General features: G+C 50.8%; 19 protein-coding genes and 1 tRNA gene. 1 reads left to right on the top strand and 19 read right to left on the bottom strand.

Annotated elements, in window-relative coordinates:
• Positions 1–126 precede the first annotated feature (126 nt).
• The 16 genes from Q9L42_RS10475 to Q9L42_RS10400 form a co-directional block, all read right to left on the bottom strand.
• Positions 127–1,629: a DUF3987 domain-containing protein gene (locus tag Q9L42_RS10475; protein WP_349431024.1), complete on the bottom strand. Its 1,503-nt coding sequence runs from the start codon at positions 1,627–1,629 to the stop codon at positions 127–129.
• On the bottom strand, positions 1,626–2,036 hold the full coding sequence (locus Q9L42_RS10470) for a hypothetical protein (protein WP_305908485.1): 411 nt from the start codon (positions 2,034–2,036) through the stop codon (positions 1,626–1,628). Before Q9L42_RS10470 ends, Q9L42_RS10475 begins: the two co-directional genes overlap by 4 nt.
• Positions 2,037–2,122: 86 nt before the next feature.
• Positions 2,123–2,497 (bottom strand): hypothetical protein, encoded by a 375-nt coding sequence (locus Q9L42_RS10465; protein ID WP_305908486.1) that lies wholly within the window; start codon positions 2,495–2,497, stop codon positions 2,123–2,125.
• Positions 2,487–2,795 (bottom strand): hypothetical protein, encoded by a 309-nt coding sequence (locus tag Q9L42_RS10460; protein ID WP_305908487.1) that lies wholly within the window; start codon positions 2,793–2,795, stop codon positions 2,487–2,489. Before Q9L42_RS10460 ends, Q9L42_RS10465 begins: the two co-directional genes overlap by 11 nt.
• 35 nt (positions 2,796–2,830) lie before the next feature.
• A complete protein-coding gene (locus Q9L42_RS10455) occupies positions 2,831–3,055 on the bottom strand; it encodes a hypothetical protein (protein WP_305908488.1) in 225 nt (74 codons plus the stop codon).
• 3 nt (positions 3,056–3,058) lie between these two features.
• The gene (locus tag Q9L42_RS10450; protein ID WP_349431023.1) at positions 3,059–3,547 is read right to left on the bottom strand and encodes a hypothetical protein; all 489 of its coding nucleotides are present in this window, start codon (positions 3,545–3,547) and stop codon (positions 3,059–3,061) included.
• Complete coding sequence (locus Q9L42_RS10445) at positions 3,547–3,765, bottom strand: helix-turn-helix transcriptional regulator (RefSeq protein ID WP_349431022.1); 219 nt, start codon at positions 3,763–3,765, stop codon at positions 3,547–3,549. Before Q9L42_RS10445 ends, Q9L42_RS10450 begins: the two co-directional genes overlap by 1 nt.
• A 103-nt stretch (positions 3,766–3,868) precedes the next feature.
• Complete coding sequence (locus tag Q9L42_RS10440; protein ID WP_349431021.1) at positions 3,869–4,600, bottom strand: hypothetical protein; 732 nt, start codon at positions 4,598–4,600, stop codon at positions 3,869–3,871.
• 157 nt (positions 4,601–4,757) lie between these two features.
• A complete protein-coding gene (locus Q9L42_RS10435; RefSeq protein WP_305908492.1) occupies positions 4,758–6,014 on the bottom strand; it encodes a tyrosine-type recombinase/integrase in 1,257 nt (418 codons plus the stop codon).
• Between the two features lie 176 nt (positions 6,015–6,190).
• Positions 6,191–6,275 (bottom strand) — tRNA-Leu (locus Q9L42_RS10430).
• Positions 6,276–6,496: 221 nt separating this feature from the next.
• Positions 6,497–7,354, bottom strand: coding sequence for an RNA polymerase sigma factor RpoH (gene rpoH, locus Q9L42_RS10425; RefSeq protein WP_305908493.1), 858 nt, complete (start codon positions 7,352–7,354; stop codon positions 6,497–6,499).
• Positions 7,355–7,435: 81 nt separating this feature from the next.
• On the bottom strand, positions 7,436–8,401 hold the full coding sequence (ftsX, locus tag Q9L42_RS10420) for a permease-like cell division protein FtsX (protein ID WP_305908494.1): 966 nt from the start codon (positions 8,399–8,401) through the stop codon (positions 7,436–7,438).
• 5 nt (positions 8,402–8,406) lie between these two features.
• Positions 8,407–9,063 (bottom strand): cell division ATP-binding protein FtsE, encoded by a 657-nt coding sequence (gene ftsE, locus Q9L42_RS10415; RefSeq protein ID WP_305908495.1) that lies wholly within the window; start codon positions 9,061–9,063, stop codon positions 8,407–8,409.
• On the bottom strand, positions 9,063–11,051 hold the full coding sequence (ftsY, locus tag Q9L42_RS10410) for a signal recognition particle-docking protein FtsY (protein WP_305908496.1): 1,989 nt from the start codon (positions 11,049–11,051) through the stop codon (positions 9,063–9,065). Before ftsY ends, ftsE begins: the two co-directional genes overlap by 1 nt.
• A gap of 4 nt (positions 11,052–11,055) precedes the next feature.
• The gene (locus tag Q9L42_RS10405; protein ID WP_305908497.1) at positions 11,056–11,649 is read right to left on the bottom strand and encodes a hypothetical protein; all 594 of its coding nucleotides are present in this window, start codon (positions 11,647–11,649) and stop codon (positions 11,056–11,058) included.
• On the bottom strand, positions 11,649–12,386 hold the full coding sequence (locus Q9L42_RS10400) for an SURF1 family protein (protein ID WP_349431020.1): 738 nt from the start codon (positions 12,384–12,386) through the stop codon (positions 11,649–11,651). The genes Q9L42_RS10405 and Q9L42_RS10400 overlap by 1 nt, the downstream gene beginning before the upstream one ends.
• 66 nt (positions 12,387–12,452) lie before the next feature.
• On the opposite strand from Q9L42_RS10400, the gene Q9L42_RS10395 reads away from it, so the two are divergent.
• The gene (locus Q9L42_RS10395; protein ID WP_305908498.1) at positions 12,453–12,716 is read left to right on the top strand and encodes a twin transmembrane helix small protein; all 264 of its coding nucleotides are present in this window, start codon (positions 12,453–12,455) and stop codon (positions 12,714–12,716) included.
• 97 nt (positions 12,717–12,813) lie between these two features.
• Here the strand turns inward: Q9L42_RS10395 and Q9L42_RS10390 are convergent, their stop codons facing one another.
• The 3 genes from Q9L42_RS10390 to ctaD form a co-directional block, all read right to left on the bottom strand.
• On the bottom strand, positions 12,814–13,683 hold the full coding sequence (locus Q9L42_RS10390) for a cytochrome c oxidase subunit 3 (RefSeq protein WP_305908499.1): 870 nt from the start codon (positions 13,681–13,683) through the stop codon (positions 12,814–12,816).
• 18 nt (positions 13,684–13,701) lie between these two features.
• Positions 13,702–14,247, bottom strand: a complete 546-nt coding sequence (locus Q9L42_RS10385; RefSeq protein WP_305908500.1) for a cytochrome c oxidase assembly protein — start codon at positions 14,245–14,247, stop codon at positions 13,702–13,704.
• 148 nt (positions 14,248–14,395) lie between these two features.
• Entirely contained in the window at positions 14,396–16,003 is a 1,608-nt protein-coding gene (gene ctaD / locus Q9L42_RS10380) for a cytochrome c oxidase subunit I (protein WP_305908501.1), read from the bottom strand.
• Positions 16,004–16,016 lie beyond the last annotated feature (13 nt).

Raw genomic sequence — 16,016 nt, 5'->3', positions numbered from 1 at the left:
CCGCAACGACATAAAAACATTTCAGCACCGCCCCGGCGAAAGGGGCGAAAGGGGCGAAACCCCAGCAACCACGGGAACATCGACCGGGCGAAAACGGGGAGAATCGAGGCGAATTTATGCACAAAATTAATCATCGGCTATAGCCATCCACTCGTTATGCAATATCCGGGTAACGCCATCAGGAGACTGGTCAGTGGCTCGTTTGACTAATCCGCAATTTTGGAGGATTGCTAACGCCGTATCTCGTTTATGCCTAGACCGTAGCAACTTCGGCGTGACCGTCTTCAACATTGCCGATTCGCTCGCCCGCTGCCCTGGTCTTTTTAACAGCCAGGCGTGAAGCTGCCGCGCCCACTGCTCATGCTCCCGGTCCTCGCGGCTGCTGAAAATGCCGCGCCATGTCTCCAAGCTATACCTAACTATATCGATGGCGTTTTCCGCATCATCAATGGACACCTCAAACCGATTTCGTCCGGGGGCCTCGTGGTGACGATATACGGCTAAATTTCCAGCAATTCGACACGCCTGCTCGGTCGCGCGGACCGCAAAAGCTTTAACAAAATTTAGCGCGTTTTTGCTGGAACGTGACCGCTCCATTGACTCAAAAAATTGTATAAACTCATCATGGGCGCCGCTGCTCAGCGGGATGGTTTTTAAGTTGCCACATTCGTTATCGGCACCCATCACATCGCTATCTAACAACTCCCAGCATCGTTTCCAGTAGGGGCTAATATATTTGTCTTGCTCGAAGTCAAACGGCTTGAATTTGCGAGGCTGTAAAGGCTCAGGCCATGAAATCAGAAAACGCGGCCACAGGCCTATGTTTGATAAAGCCGGGTCATTCATGGCCTCCTGTGCCGCATCCGGCTGAATCAGCCAGTGGGCGCAAAATCGGCGGCTATAAAGCTGCATTCGACCCTCTCCGCCACGCATGACAGAGACCGGTTCACCATCCCAAAAGCGATTAAGATTTCCGGCTGTATTGAGCTTATTTTCTGGACTCATGCCCCAGCCGCACAACATTACCGCGCCTTCAGCCGTGAATACGCCCTGGCTAGGAAAGCCTGTTTTCAGACTACGAATAACACCCTGAACAGTCGCATCGTTACACATCCGGTAAGGCGATATAATTTCTTGCCGCTGTTTGGGCGGCTTTTCATCCTCCTGTTCAATTTTGGACTTATATAGCTCATGCTCAGCCCGATCATGCTCCCGGATCGCCTTTAATGCTATACCCTCAGCAGTGCTTTTGCCGTCGCCGGAATCGGCGACAGTCAGACAATAAAGCGATAAAGGCTTGACGCCGAAAAGCGTTTGAACGTTGTACAGACCTTGTGAGCATAGCGACACCGCCGATAGTAAAGACTGCCCGGCCAACGCCGCATCGACCTGACCATTTTCAGCAATCGTTCGGCAAACAGCGGCTAGTGGACCAAGCGCCTCGACCGGATACTTAGGCGATTGATAAACATTTTCGCCCAGTTTTCGCCTCGATTCGCCCCGTTTTCGCCCGGTCGATGTTCCCGTGGTTGCTGGGGTTTCGCCCCTTTCGCCCCTTTCGCCGGGGCGGTTGTGTTTTTTTTTGCCAACAAGATGCTCTGAGGTAATTTTTTCAGGAAGATATGTCATCGCACCACCCTGTTATAAGTGCGGATAACTTCGCGCTGCTGCCGCCATTCGTCGCCTATTTTCACCCACGCTGGGCGCTTAAAATCGCTGAATTTTGGAATCACGGTGACGGATAACGCCTCGCCGGAAAGCAAAACCTCAACCAGCTTGATGATTAAATCCCTGCCCGGCCCGCTGGACCATTCGACGAGGCAGAAGCAATTGCTCACCGGCCACCGGAACCGCTCCGGCGGCTCTCCTGGGGGCAATACCAGCGCCAGGGCATCAGAACCTTGTTGGGCGTTCCAGCTTTTTGCCGCCGCCCATCCATTTTGGCCGACGCAGACAACAACGATGTCCGGCGGATTGTTAAATTGCTGCCGGGCGGCAAGCATTGCGCCGTATGGCGTAAATTTTTTATGTTTCATGTTGACTCCCTCAGCGGAAACCGTTAAGGTTTCCTCGGTTCTTGGATAAAAAGCCGGCAGGGTCTGGAAGCTCTGCCGGCTTTTTTTTATGCCTTTTTGTCTTCTTCCAATCTGCGCATCACCTCCTGAACCATGGCCAACAATTCAGAGAAGGCGCTTATTGTGTGGCCTAAATAATTGAGGCTAAATTTTCCAATTTCTTCGATATCGACCGATGCTACAACATCACCAAGGCGGGTGATTGAAGGCTGAAGCCACTCCTCCAGCTCAGCTAGCCTTTTTTCGATCGTCTCTCGGTCTGCATCAGAAATATCCAATTTCACCGGCTCCTCGCAAGCAGTCAGCATATGCCGCAGATGGCCGGCCAATAACAGCGACTCCGCCGCTTTTGGTATAAAATCTCCTTGAGGGGCTTCAAATTTGTTGCCGTTGATAGTAATTGTGAATTTTTCATTTATCATTTTTGGTTGCCTCTTTAATTTTTTGCTCAATTTCATAATATGTTTCATCTCTCCAACCGGAAACGTGGCGGATATGCAAAATTTCATGGAACAGGCGGAAGCCTTCCGCATCCAGGCGGATCAGTTCACTCAGGGAATGATTAAACGGTTGATCGGTGCAGTAGGCGCTGATAAAGGCATCGGCCAGAAATTGGCCGCTGTGGCCGCCATCGGCAATGCGTTTCAATAATAAATCGGCCTCCAAAATCATCGGCTCCAGGCCTCGCTCTTTGGCCTGCCTGGCTAAAATATCAGACAATGATCGCTTTTTGGGTGCCTGGGTGGTGATGGGGTTCATAATTTACCCCCATATATTTTGTTGAATTTGTTGTTATATTCGCGATGCAGCTGCAATAATTCGGCAACGGTCAATTGCTCGACCGATTTCCCGGTTTGCTCAATACGGCGGTTTAATCCGGCGGTGTAATGGCAGTTTGACCCGGCAATGTCGCCGATCTCCAGGCACACATCGATTAACGCCAATTCCTTGGCTTGTGTTTCTGTGGTTGATATAGCCATGATTCAACCCTCCATCATGCCGATGAACTTCAAGCCATACCGGCCTTGCAGTTCTGGCAATAAGGCTTGAATCTGCGACGACGACAGGCCGCGACAGACCAGCGTCTTAACGCCGCTGACGTGTTTGAAAAGGTCGAATTTTGATTGTGATTTGCCCGGAATTTTGGGCGGATTTTGGACGTGATTAACCATAGCGGTTTCCCCAGTTGATTCGGAATAACCGCCACTGATACTTTCCACGGTATCGGGTGACGGGCTTAAATGGGGTGGAAAACCGCCAACTGGAGCGGCCAGCGCCAAACGCTGCCCATAAAAGCCCGCCATAACAGATGCGACACGGTTTAAAGCCGTGCTGAATGACGCGCATAAAAAAACGCCAGATTGTAAGATCGACGTTTTAATCGTCAGTTGCGGGTTTCCACGCCCGACACTCGTTTTTTGCGAGTGCGGGTTAATCTTAGCCGCCGTTTTGTTCGCTGTCAATGCCAACATCACGCGGACACCTCATCGATGAGGCGTTTAATATCTTCCACCCGCCAGGCGGAACAGCGCGGGGATAATTTCACCGGCGCTGGGTAACGACCGGCTTTGATACCTTCATACCAACTGGTCCTTGAAATCGGAATAATGGCGGGAACGCCTTTTTTGGGATCGCCGATTATTTGCGGAAGTCTCAGATAACCCGTAGTGGGTAATTGATGAACACTCATGTAAAACACCTTGCCTTTAACGGCTTTCGTTGAACGTTGGTGTATTTTGAATGACATGTTATTTTTTGTCGGTATAAATACGTTTAGAAAAAACGACTCATATTTAAACTTTTTTCTTTTTTTGACTTTGTTTGAAGTTTTTCACATCTTGAACATTAATTGATTCATCCCCTAGCGAAACCCGCAAAACATCCGCCAATTCCTGTTCTGCAATATTAAGGATTGTTGAAGGCAATTGCCTTGTTTCAATTTGATGGTCAATAGCCTTAAAAAAATGCTCGCAGAAAAAATTGATTTTACCGGCTTTTTTTGGCGTCATCGCGTCATCTGAAACCTTAAACCCCATTGAATACTGGCGGGATATTTCATCGATGATATTTGGAATATCTGGGAAGTATTTAAGATCAAATCCCCGTCTAGCGTCATTAACGCCATCAGCTATCCGATCATTAAACCTATGGCGAGTTTCAGAATCCGCTTGATTATCAGCCGCATTCTTTATTAATTTAAATGGATGGCAATCTGCACTCTCGAAAAAGCCATATTTTGAAGCCAATAATTGAGCTGCTTTTATTTGTCTCGATAAGCTGTCAGCCGTCTTTGATATTTCCGCCAGTTTTTCATCATATTCATTCTTAGCATCACTAATTTCTTTTTTCTTTTCCCGTGCATAATCGGTTGAATATTCAACCAACATTTGCAGAAAAATAACCCATGCAAGACCACCTGAGCCTAAAGATTTCTCGATATTTTCGTCAATGTGTTCGAAAGCCTGGATAAATCCCGAGTCGCGGCAATCAAGCAACCGCTCAACCACGGGTTTATCGCGCTTCATGAAGTGTCTTTCCGGGTCAGTCAACACAGAATGCGCCCTTTTAGGCAATCTGGAACTCATACGCACCCCATCAAAGTGCATCATCACTGAAAGGAAACCGGGCAAGCTGGGTGATGAATCCAGCGTTTCAGCCGCTAAACCTAGCCCGGCAATATGATTATACCTGTTTCCTGATCGGTATTACTTCGGCGCCGTTTTTAAGGCCGTCCAGGTAATCGGCCCAGGCTTGCATCATGCGGCGGCGCTCGTCCAGATATTGCGCCCGGTTATAGGCCGCCCTAACCTTATTGCGCGGCGAATGCGCTAGTTGGCGCTCTATCGCGTCAGCACTCCACCCTTGTTCGTTTAACAAGGTGCTGGCCGTGGTTCTGAAGCCGTGGGCGCTCATGGTGTCGGCATCATAGCCCATAGTTCGGATGGCAAGCCTCACCGTGTTATTACTCATCGGCTGTTTGTCGCTTCTGGCGCTGGGGAACACATAGCGGCCTTGTCCGGTTAATTTACGAATCGACTGCAACACCTCGACAGCCTGCCGGGATAACGGAACAATATGCTCTGTTGATGTTTTAGTGACAAAGTAGCGCCACTCTTTGGCGTCCAGGTCGATCTCCTTCCATTCCATTTGCCGGATTTCGCCAGGCCGGGCGAAAATCAACGGCGAAAGCTTCAACGCGCATTGCACCACAAAGGTTCCGGTGTATTTGTCGATATCGCGCATCAGTTGGCCAACTTGCCGAGGATCGGTGATGGCGGCGCGGTGTTTAATCTTATTGGAAGGCAAGGCATCGGCAACCGCCGGGCTTGGGTCGTATTCCATCAAGCCATGAGCCACGGCGTATTTAAAAATACGGTGACAAAGGTTTAAAACCCGGTGCGCGGTTTCGACCGTTTGCCGCTTGGCAATGGGTAACACGACTTCAAGCAAGTCCGGCGCTCTGATATCGGCAATCGGCTTATTGCCTAAATACGGCAGGACGTGCATTTCGATCCGCCTGGAAGATCGGCTGAAGGTAGCGGGTACAACGGTCGGTTTGAAATCCTCAAGCCATCTTTGCGCGATATCGGCAAACGAATTTTCCAGCGGTATGCCGTCGGCCTGGCGCTGTTCGTCTTCAAACGATTGTTTGATTTGCTGCTTGCGTTCTTGTCGGGCTTGGGAAGGATCTATTCCCTCTAAGATTTGTTGGCGACATTCCATCGCCTTTAATCGAGCCGTTTTTAAACTGATGGCGGGATAGGTCCCCAAGGAAAGGGTTTTACGCTTACCGAAAAAAGCATAATTCAATCGCCAGTATTTTGAACCATTCGGATTGATAAGAAGCACTAAACCTTTGCCATCATTCAAACGGTAAGGCTTGTCTTTTGGCTGACTGGCTTTAATCGTCAAGTCAGATTTGATGAGGTCTCTAGCCATAAAATGTAGTAACTTTTCGAGATGAACACCCCGATTTTAACAGTTACTGCAAAAGTTACTACATTTTTAAGTGGATTTAGGCGGTTTTCCTCGGACATTAGCGGACAATAAAAAACCCGCGAAGCCTTGCGGCTTGCGGGTTTCAGGTTCTAACCGGACCTGTTCGGTCTTTGTCCTGGTACCGAGGGCCGGAATCGAACCGGCACTCCCGAAGGAACTGGATTTTGAATCCAGCGTGTCTACCAGTTTCACCACCCCGGCAAAGAAATGTCATTATAAGCAAACCAGATCGATTTGCCAAGTTTTTTTGTAATTATTCAGCGTATTTTTATCAGAGGGAGTAGGCTATTGATTTATCGGGCTGTCTGCAACAGGACGTTGCAGTCAGAGCTTACATGGAAGTATTCACGCGTCCCGAGAAATCAATGGTCTACTCCCTAAACCCTGAAAGATACTGAATAGTTACGTTTTTTTTCGATCTATCAGGCTTCCAAAACCACCGCCGCCTTCAGTTTTTTCATCGCGTTCTTTTCCAATTGCCTGATGCGTTCGGCGGAAACCTGATAACGTTCCGCTAACTGATGCAGGGTCGCTTTTTCGTCGGCCAGCCAACGACTCGCCAGAATATCCTGACTACGCTCATCCAATTCGGCCATCGCCGTGGTCAATAAATCTTCTTTATGCCCTTTCCAATCGGCATTTTCCAGCAGCAAGGCCGGATCGGCGCCTTGTTGTTCCAGATAAGTGGCCGGCGCCGAACTATGTTCTTCGCTAGTCTCATCGGTCGACAGATCGAACGCCATATCACGGCTATCGAGACGCTTTTCCATCTCATAGACGGTTTTAATATCGACATCGAGGTTTTCCGCAATCGCTTCGGCGTCATCTTTGGACAGCCAGCCTAGGCCGGCTTTGGATTTGCGCAGATTGAAGAACAGCTTTCGCTGCGCCTTCGTCGTCGCGACCTTGACGATGCGCCAATTTTTAATGACATATTCATGAATTTCGGCTCTGATCCAATGCACGGCGAAAGAAACAAGCCGTACTCCGATATCGGGATCAAAGCGTTTCACCGCCTTCATCAAGCCGACATTGCCTTCCTGCATGATATCGGCCAACGGCAGACCGTAACCGCTATATCCTCTGGCGACATGAGCGACAAAACGCAAATTTGACATTACCAGTTCACGAGCCGCCTCAATATCCCCCATATCTCTGTAACGAAGCGCAAGCTCACGCTCCTGTTCGGACGTCAATTTCGGTATCTGACCGATCACATTCAGATAGGAATCAAAGGTTCCGACTGATAAGTTGACTGGTAAAGCTAATGCATTACTCATATTCACCTCATTAAGTTTAAACTTGCCAGGAATTCTAGCACTCATCGAATATGAGTGCTAATCATTTTACAAGTTCCCGGCTCATTGAGGTTTAATCAGTCTGAGCTGGTAATGCAGCACAATCCAGGCCCCCAGCGCACCCGCCGATGTCGACAGCAGCAACAGCAACAGCGCCTCTGAAAAACTAAAATAGAGCATATGAAAGCTGCCGTCATAAAGCAGCGACAATTTTTCCAAGGGACCTTGCAAGACCCAGACCATGATCGTGACGATCACCCACGCCGAAACACCGGCGAAGAAACCCAGCCACAAGCCGGTATAGACAAAGGGTCTCTGCACAAATGAATGGGTCGCCCCCACCAGTTTGGCAATCAAGACTTCTTCCCGGCGATTCTGTAATTCCAGTCGAATGGTGTTGCCGGTGATGAAGATCACCGCAAAACCGAGCAAAATGTTCAATAAGGTCACGCTGCGCCCGGCCAATTGCATCATGCTTTGCAGACGCTTAACCCATTGCATGTCCATTTGCACGAAATCCACTTGCGGATATTCCCCCAGCTCTTGCATCAGTTTTTCGACGGCGGCTTCGTCCTGCAGGGAATTTTTCGGCAACACCTGGATAACGGTAGGCAGCGGATTGCTGTCCAAGGTATTTAAGGCCTCGCCAAAACCGCTGTAAGCCTTGAATTCATCCATCGCCTGAGATTTACTGATGACTTTAACTTGCTCAACCAAGCCATTCTCGCCGATTTGTTTAGCCAGTTTTTTACCGGCGGCATCGGAAACCGTGGTTTTTAGAAACAGCGAAATTTGATTACTAGACTCCAGATTGCCGGTCAACTGCCGGGCGTTATTGACCAACAGATAAAAACTGCCGGCCAATGAGACGGTGACCGCCAAAACCAGCACCGTCATGATCGAGGTAAACGGCGACCGAGTCAGACGGCCGAGACTGGAAAAAAGCGCATGAGCGTGACTCAGCAAATACGCCAAACCTCTATCGCTCAGAGTGCTCTTATGCTGCGTCTGTTTTTTTGCACTAGCCATAACGTTTACCCTTTTACCAGATGACCGTGATCCAATACCAACATCCGGTAACCCATGCGCGTAATCAAGTCTATGTCATGACTGGCGATCAACACCGACACCCCCACCTGCTGAAATTGTTCAAATAAATGCATGACTTCGGCCGACAACTCCGGATCCAGGTTGCCGGTCGGTTCGTCGGCCAGGATCAGCCGCGGCTTGTTGACCACCGCACGAGCGATCCCTACCCTTTGCTGTTCACCGCCGGACAATGCCAACGGATACTTCTTTTCCTTGCCCAACAAACCGACCTTGTCCAGCGCCGCGCGCACTCTCTTGGCGATGTCCTGATGACCGTAGCCGGAAATCACCAGAGGCAAGGCCACATTGTCGAATACAGTGCGGTCCAGCAACAGTTTATAGTCCTGGAAAATCAGGCCCAGATTGCGGCGCAGATAAGGCACCTGACGCTCGCTGATCCGATTGAGATTCTGGCCGTCCAGCAAGACATGCCCCCGGCTGCACGTTTCCATCATCGCAATCAGCTTCAACAAGGTGCTTTTACCGGCGCCGGAATGACCGGTCAAGAAGGCCATTTCGCCTCGCGCCAGATGAAAGCTGACATCGACCAGCGCATCGCCGGCGTCCGGATAACGTTTACTGACATGGTCGAATTTAAGCATCAGTCTTGTACAAATAATGCATCCACAAAAGTCTTGGCATCGAAATCTTGCAGATCGTCTATGCCCTCACCGATGCCGATGAATCGAATCGGCACACCCATTTGTTTGGCCAAGGCAAAGATCACCCCGCCCTTGGCGGTACCGTCTAGCTTGGTCAGCGCGATGCCGGTCAGTTGAACCGCATCGTTGAACAATTTGGCCTGCGACAAGGCGTTCTGACCGGTGCCGGCATCGAGCACCAACAAAACCTCATGCGGAGCCGACTCATCCAGCTTAGCCATGATCCGTTTGATTTTACTCAATTCTTCCATCAGGTTCGACTTGGTATGCAGGCGGCCCGCGGTATCGGCGATCAACACATCGACACCCTTGGCCTTGGCCGACTGTACGCCATCGAATATCACCGATGCCGAATCGGCGCCGGTATGCTGTGCGACGACCTGAATATTGTTACGTTCACCCCAGGTCTGCAACTGCTCAACCGCGGCCGCCCTGAAGGTGTCTCCGGCCGCCAGCATGACGCTATGGCCTTGACCCTGCAGGCGTTTCGCCAACTTGCCGATCGACGTGGTCTTGCCTGCGCCATTGATGCCAACCACCAAAATGACGAAAGGCCCTTCCTGTTCGGGAATCACCAGGGGTTGGCTGCAGGGCTGCAACATTTCGTATAAATCCTGCTTCAACGCCTCCTTCAGCGCCTCGGCATCATCGAGCTGATTGCGTTCCAGGCTCTCGGTCAAACGGTTAATGATTTCGCTGGTCGCCTCGATACCGACGTCCGCCATCAACAAGCTGGCTTCGATTTCCTCCAGCAAGTCCTCGTCGATGTTTTTTTGCCCCAGCGGCAACGTCGCCAATACTCCACCCAAACCGGAACGGGTGCGCTGTAATTGCGCTTGCAATCGCCGATACAGCGATTCCGGCTCGGCTTCTACATAAACCTCTTCCGCTTCGGCGGGCACTGCAGCGGCAACAGCCTCCACCTCCGCCTTAGCTTCGCCGACCACGCCATAACGGGCATAGAGTCTGATGGCGATCAACGGCAACATCAACAAGGCGGCAAAGCCGTTATGTGCGACCGCGGACCATAACGGCAGCGACAATCTGACATTCAAAATGCCCAAGGTGATTTGAACCAGCAACAGCACACTCAGGATCAGGCCCGCTTTGCGCACCTGCTTGGAATAATGCGCCGATGTCGCCATCAACATCACCAGCGTCAGCATCAAGAACGTGATCAAGGCGCCGACGCGATGCAACCAATGGGCCGCCAATTGACCTTGATACGATAATACGCCTTTGTAGCCGGTTTCCAGTCCGCTAAAGAAACTCAGCGCACTGCCAAAATCGGCATCCGACGGCAGCCATTGTCCGTTACAGCGCGGAAAATCGGTGCAGGCCAGCGCCGCATAGTTAGTGCTGGTCCAGCCGCCCAAAACAATCTGCGCCAACAACACCAGCATCGCCAGCAGAGTCACGGAGCGCAGCCCAAGGTGTCGTTGACCGCTAGGAGTCAATACTGGATCGGTGCGCCAATACATCCAGACGATGGTCCAGAACGTGATGAACCCCAGCAGCAGATGCGACGTGACGACAATCGGCATGACCTTCAGTGTGACCGTCCACATGCCCAACGCCGCCTGAGCCGCAATCAACAGCAATAAAACGGCGCTCGATGACACCGCCAGCCAGCGGCAATGTTTGACCCGCCAGGACAGCAAGGCCATCAGCAAGGCCAACACGCCCAACAAACCGGCCGCATAACGATGGGTCATTTCCTTCCAGGCTTTGCCCGAATCTAGCGGAGCATCGGGAAAGCGTTGTTCGGCCTGACTCTTGAAGGCGTCATCGCCGCCGACGATGGCCTTGCCATAACAGCCGGGCCAGTCGGGACAGCCCAAGCCGGCGTCGGTCAGGCGGACATAAGAGCCCAGAACAATAACAAACAGTGCCACTAACGCACTAAAAAGAGCGAGTTTCCTAAACATTTTATTAACCGATTTGCGAAATTCTGAGTAGCTTGCCTAAATCCTTTTTCACATCATAAGGGTCGAATCCAGGCGCGTATTGCATCATGAGATTACCTAGGGGATCCATCAGCAGCAGCATGCCGTCAGGCATCTTCTGTCTGATCTGCTTGATCTTCTGGATCAATGAGTCTTGCGGGTTAGATCTGAGCAGGCGACTATCGTCTTCCCACCAAACGCTAGCCCGCGCTGGTTCGACCGGTTGCAACAACAGAACCAGTCGGCGTATGCGCGTTAAATCCTTATTCATCATCAAGCGCAATTGCTTGCTTTTATGCAGGGCTTCCCGGCAGGCTTGCTCGCATTGTTTGCCGGGAATAATATTCACCAACACCCAATGCCCCTTCAGTTCCTGCATATTTTCCTTGGAAAATTGATCGTAGCCGACAAACTCATCGAATTCGGTCGTCAGCGGCGGATTAATCAATTCGCCTTTATTAGTTCCGCCCCCCAACCAGTTGGTGTTGACCGATAAATACCAGGCAATCAGAAAGGGGATCACAGACATCGCAAATAACAGCAGGATGATTCTGCGATTTTTTTGTTGCTGTTTATTCATTATTTCTTATGACTCAACCAAATAAATAACACCGTTAACGTGAGCGCCAGCGCAAACCATTGCACGGCATAAGCGATATGTTTCTCCGGCGGCATGACCGACACCGAGCGCCATTCGCGGCGATAGCCGTCCGTCATCTCGGGATCCAGTTCGACCTGAAAATCCAGCAGCGGGTAACCGAGCCTTTTCGCCAATATTTCGCTGTTGACGACCTGCACGACCGCCGGCCAGGATGCGCTCGGCACATCGGCGCCTTCCAACACCAGACCCACCGGCGGAAAATGATTGACTCTGCCGGTGATCGTTGTATTCGCCTCCTCGATGCTGATATCCGTCTTTAAAGACCGGTCTTGCGCCATCGGCACCCAGCCCCTGTTGACCAACACCGCGACATCCCGCCCTTCGATAAAAAAAGGCGTCATGACAAAATAGCCGGCTTTGCCGCGACTAATTTGATTATCGATCAAAAACTGGTGCAACGGATCATAATACCCTGAAACCGAAACCGTTTGATACTCCAAGGCCTTTAAATCCAACTGCCGTTGTCGATTCAAATCGCTTATTTCCGCCTCGCTAGCGACTTCCTGCTGTTGTAAAAACAACGCCTTTTGCTCCGCCCTGCGTAACTGCCAATTCCCTAACGCGCACAAAACCGTTACTGCGATCAGGTATAACAACAGCCCGCCGATAGAAAAGCGAAAAGACCTACCCGCCAGGGAAATATTTAGTTTTTTCATGACTGAGTATTGGCAATTGCGCCTTGATGACCGAGAATAAAAATTTTATCTACTTGCCGAAATACCATGCTCATAAAAAGCTTCATCATCATTGCTTTTATCCTGATTGTTATCAGTCTCGGTTCCGCCTTGTTTCATCTGGTCAGACGTCAAGGTGAAGAATCGTCCGAAAAGACCGCCAAGGCCTTAACCTATCGGATTGCGCTGTCGCTGATCCTGTTTATTCTGATCTTTCTGGCCTATGCGACTGGCCTGATCAAACCGCAGGGTATCGGCGCCAGAATGCAGCAAGCTCAGCAACAAGCGGCGGAAAAGCCCGCCGGCGAATAAAGCGGCTTCCGCTAACCGGAATTTCCCGATTTCGGCCCGAAGGACAAAAAAAAAGCGCGATCGGACAGAACGCGCTTTTTTTCGGTCTTTTGTAGGCTTACAGCAGGTAAACGAAGACAAACAGGCCTAACCATACCACATCGACAAAGTGCCAGTACCATGCCGCGCCCTCGAAGGCAAAATGGTTTTCCGGCGTGAAATGCCCTTTCCAGCTTCTGAACAGCACGACGCTCAAAATGATCGCGCCCACGCAGACGTGAAAGCCGTGGAACCCGGTCAACATGAAGAAAGTGGAACCATAGATGCCGGAACCCAGCGTCAGGCCCATTTCATGGTAGGCTTCATAATATTCAAACGCCTGACAGGCGACGAATAAAAAGCCCAGGCCGACAGTCGCAATCAATCCCTTGATCAACTGGTCGCGTTTTTTCGCCAACAAGCCATGATGCGCCCAGGTGCAGGTCACGCCACTGGTCAACAGCAACAAGGTGTTCAGAAAAGGCAGACCAAAGGCCCCCATTTCTTCGAATTCGCCGCCGATCTCGCCGGGGCCATTGGTCGGCCATACTGCTTCGAAAGTTGGCCATAAAATTTCCTGCGTGGCGCGCCCAGGGCCATCACCGAAGCCGCCCAGCCAGGGCACGGACAGGTTGCGGGCATACCATAAGGCGCCGAAGAATACGGCGAAGAACATCACTTCGGAAAAGATGAACCACATCATGCCCATGCGGTAGGAAATGCCTACTTCATGATTGTACATGCCGGATTCGCTTTCTCCCGCCTGCAACGCGAACCAGCCGGTCAGCATTAAAATAAACATCGCCAAACCGAATATCATCATCGCCGGCCCGATCGTGGAACCATTGAGATAATTGGCGAAACCGGCCAACATAATCATCATGCCGGACGTTCCGATAAACGGCCAAACCGCCTTATGCGGAATATAATATGCGCCCTTTGTAGACATAACCTTCTTCCTCTATCGTTATTTGTTTACTGAAGTCTCAGTGTTGTCAAAAAAAGTATATGCAAGTGTGACTGTTTTATAGCGTTCAGGCAGCGCCGGATCGATCACGAAACGAACCGGCATGGTTTTCTTTTCATGCGGTTCGAAGGTCTGCTCGGAAAAACAAAAACACTCGGTTTTCTTTAAGTATTCAGCCGCCAGCCCCGGTGAAACGCTGGGAATGGCTCTGGCCACCATCGACTGATCGGTTTTATTTTCCGCATAAAAGTTCACCGTGTAATACTGCCCCGGATGAATTTTCATCTTAGCGGTTTCACTGCTGAATGACATCGGCGCCGATTCGTTCAGAGAGGTAAGAAATTCCATCGTAATTTCTCTGGCCGGATCGATTTCGTAGCGCACTTCCTGCGCCGCGCTTTCGGCGGTTTTGCCATTCAGCCCGGTGATGTCACAAAATACATTGTAAATCGGCACCAAGGCATAGCCGAAACCGAACATCGCCAGAACTATCAATGCCAGTTTAACGACCAGCCTGGTATTTTTTCGTTCTACACTGTTCATCATTCCGACATGGCTCTGATGACGGCAAACACATAAATCGTCGCAGCAACCGCAATCAGCACCGCTGCCGTCAAAATATTTTTAGTTTTGGTCTTCATAATTTACTCGAAATCCGACCTGAAGGCCGGATTTCATCTATAGGTAATGCGCCTTAGAAGTGTTCCGTTGGAATCTTCTCAGGTGGAGTCGTGAACGTATGATACGGCGGTGGCGAAGGCAGGGTCCATTCCAGGCTATGCTTGTGGGCGTCTTCCCAGACTTCATCCGTCACTTTTTCCCCGGTGCCGCCTCTAATCGTGTCGATCACGATATAAACAAACAACAACTGGCTGAAACCGTAAATAAACGCACCGATGCTGGAGATCATGTTCCAATCGGCGAATTGCACCGCATAGTCTGGAATACGGCGCGGCATGCCGGCCAAGCCCAGGAAGTGCTGCGGAAAGAACAGGATATTAACGGAAATCGCCGACAACCAGAAATGCAGCTTGCCGATTCTTTCGTTATACATGTTGCCGGTCCATTTAGGCAGCCAGAAATAACCCGCCGCCATCAGAATGAAGATGGACGCAGGAACCAGCGTGTAATGGAAATGGGCGACGATGAAATAGGTATCGTGATATTGAAAATCGGATGGCGCAACGGACATCATCAACCCGGTGAATCCTCCCATCGTAAACAGTACGACGAAGGCGATCGAGAACAGCATCGGCGTTTCGAAGGTCATCGAGCCTTTCCACATCGTCGCGGTCCAGTTGAACACCTTGACCCCGGTCGGAATCGCAATCAGCATCGTCGCATACATGAAGTACAACTCACCGGCCACCGGCATACCGACGGTGAACATGTGGTGAGCCCAAACGATGAAAGACAAAAAGGCGATCGCCGCGGTCGCATAAACCATCGAGGCGTAACCGAATAATGGCTTGCGGGCGAAAACCGGAATGATCGTCGATGCGACGCCGAACGTCGGCAGAATCATCACATACACTTCGGGATGGCCGAAAAACCAGAAAATGTGTTGATACAAGACCGGATCGCCGCCACCGGCCGCATCGAAGAAGCTGGTGTCGAAGAAACGGTCGGTCAACAGCATCGTCACGGCGCCTGCGAATACCGGCATAATCGCGATCAGCAGGAAGGCGGTGATCAACCAGGTCCAGACGAACAGAGGCATTTTCATCAAAGTCATGCCGGGCGCGCGCATGTTGAAAATCGTCGCGATAATGTTGATCGCGCCCATGATCGATGAAATACCTAATAAATGCACGGAGAAGATTGCGAATGGCAGCGCATCACCCGTTTGCAAAACCAGCGGCGGATACAGCGTCCAACCGGAAGCCGGCGCCCCGCCTTCCATGAACAGCGTGCTGGCCAGAAGCAAGGCGCCTGCCACCAACATCCAGAAACTCATGTTGTTCATCCGCGGCAAGGCCATGTCCGGCGCACCGATCATCATCGGTATCATCCAGTTGGCCAGGCCGACGAAGGCCGGCATCACCGCGCCGAACACCATGATCAAGGCGTGCATCGTGGTCATCGAGTTGAAAAATTGCGGATCGACAAACTGCATGCCCGGTTCGAACAATTCCGAACGAATGACCAACGCCATCGCACCGCCGACGAAAAACATCACCAGCGCAAACAGCAGATATAACGTACCGATGTCCTTATGGTTAGTGGTGACAATCCACCTTAAAATGCCCTTTTCAGGGCCGTGATCATGATGATCATCATGTTCAGCTACTACAGCAGACATATTTAATACCTCT

The organism is Methylomarinum sp. Ch1-1 (genome assembly GCF_030717995.2).
GTDB classification, from domain to species: domain Bacteria; phylum Pseudomonadota; class Gammaproteobacteria; order Methylococcales; family Methylomonadaceae; genus Methylomarinum; species Methylomarinum roseum.
Note: the sequence above shows the minus strand (reverse complement) of the source record. Positions and strands in the feature narration are given on the sequence as shown.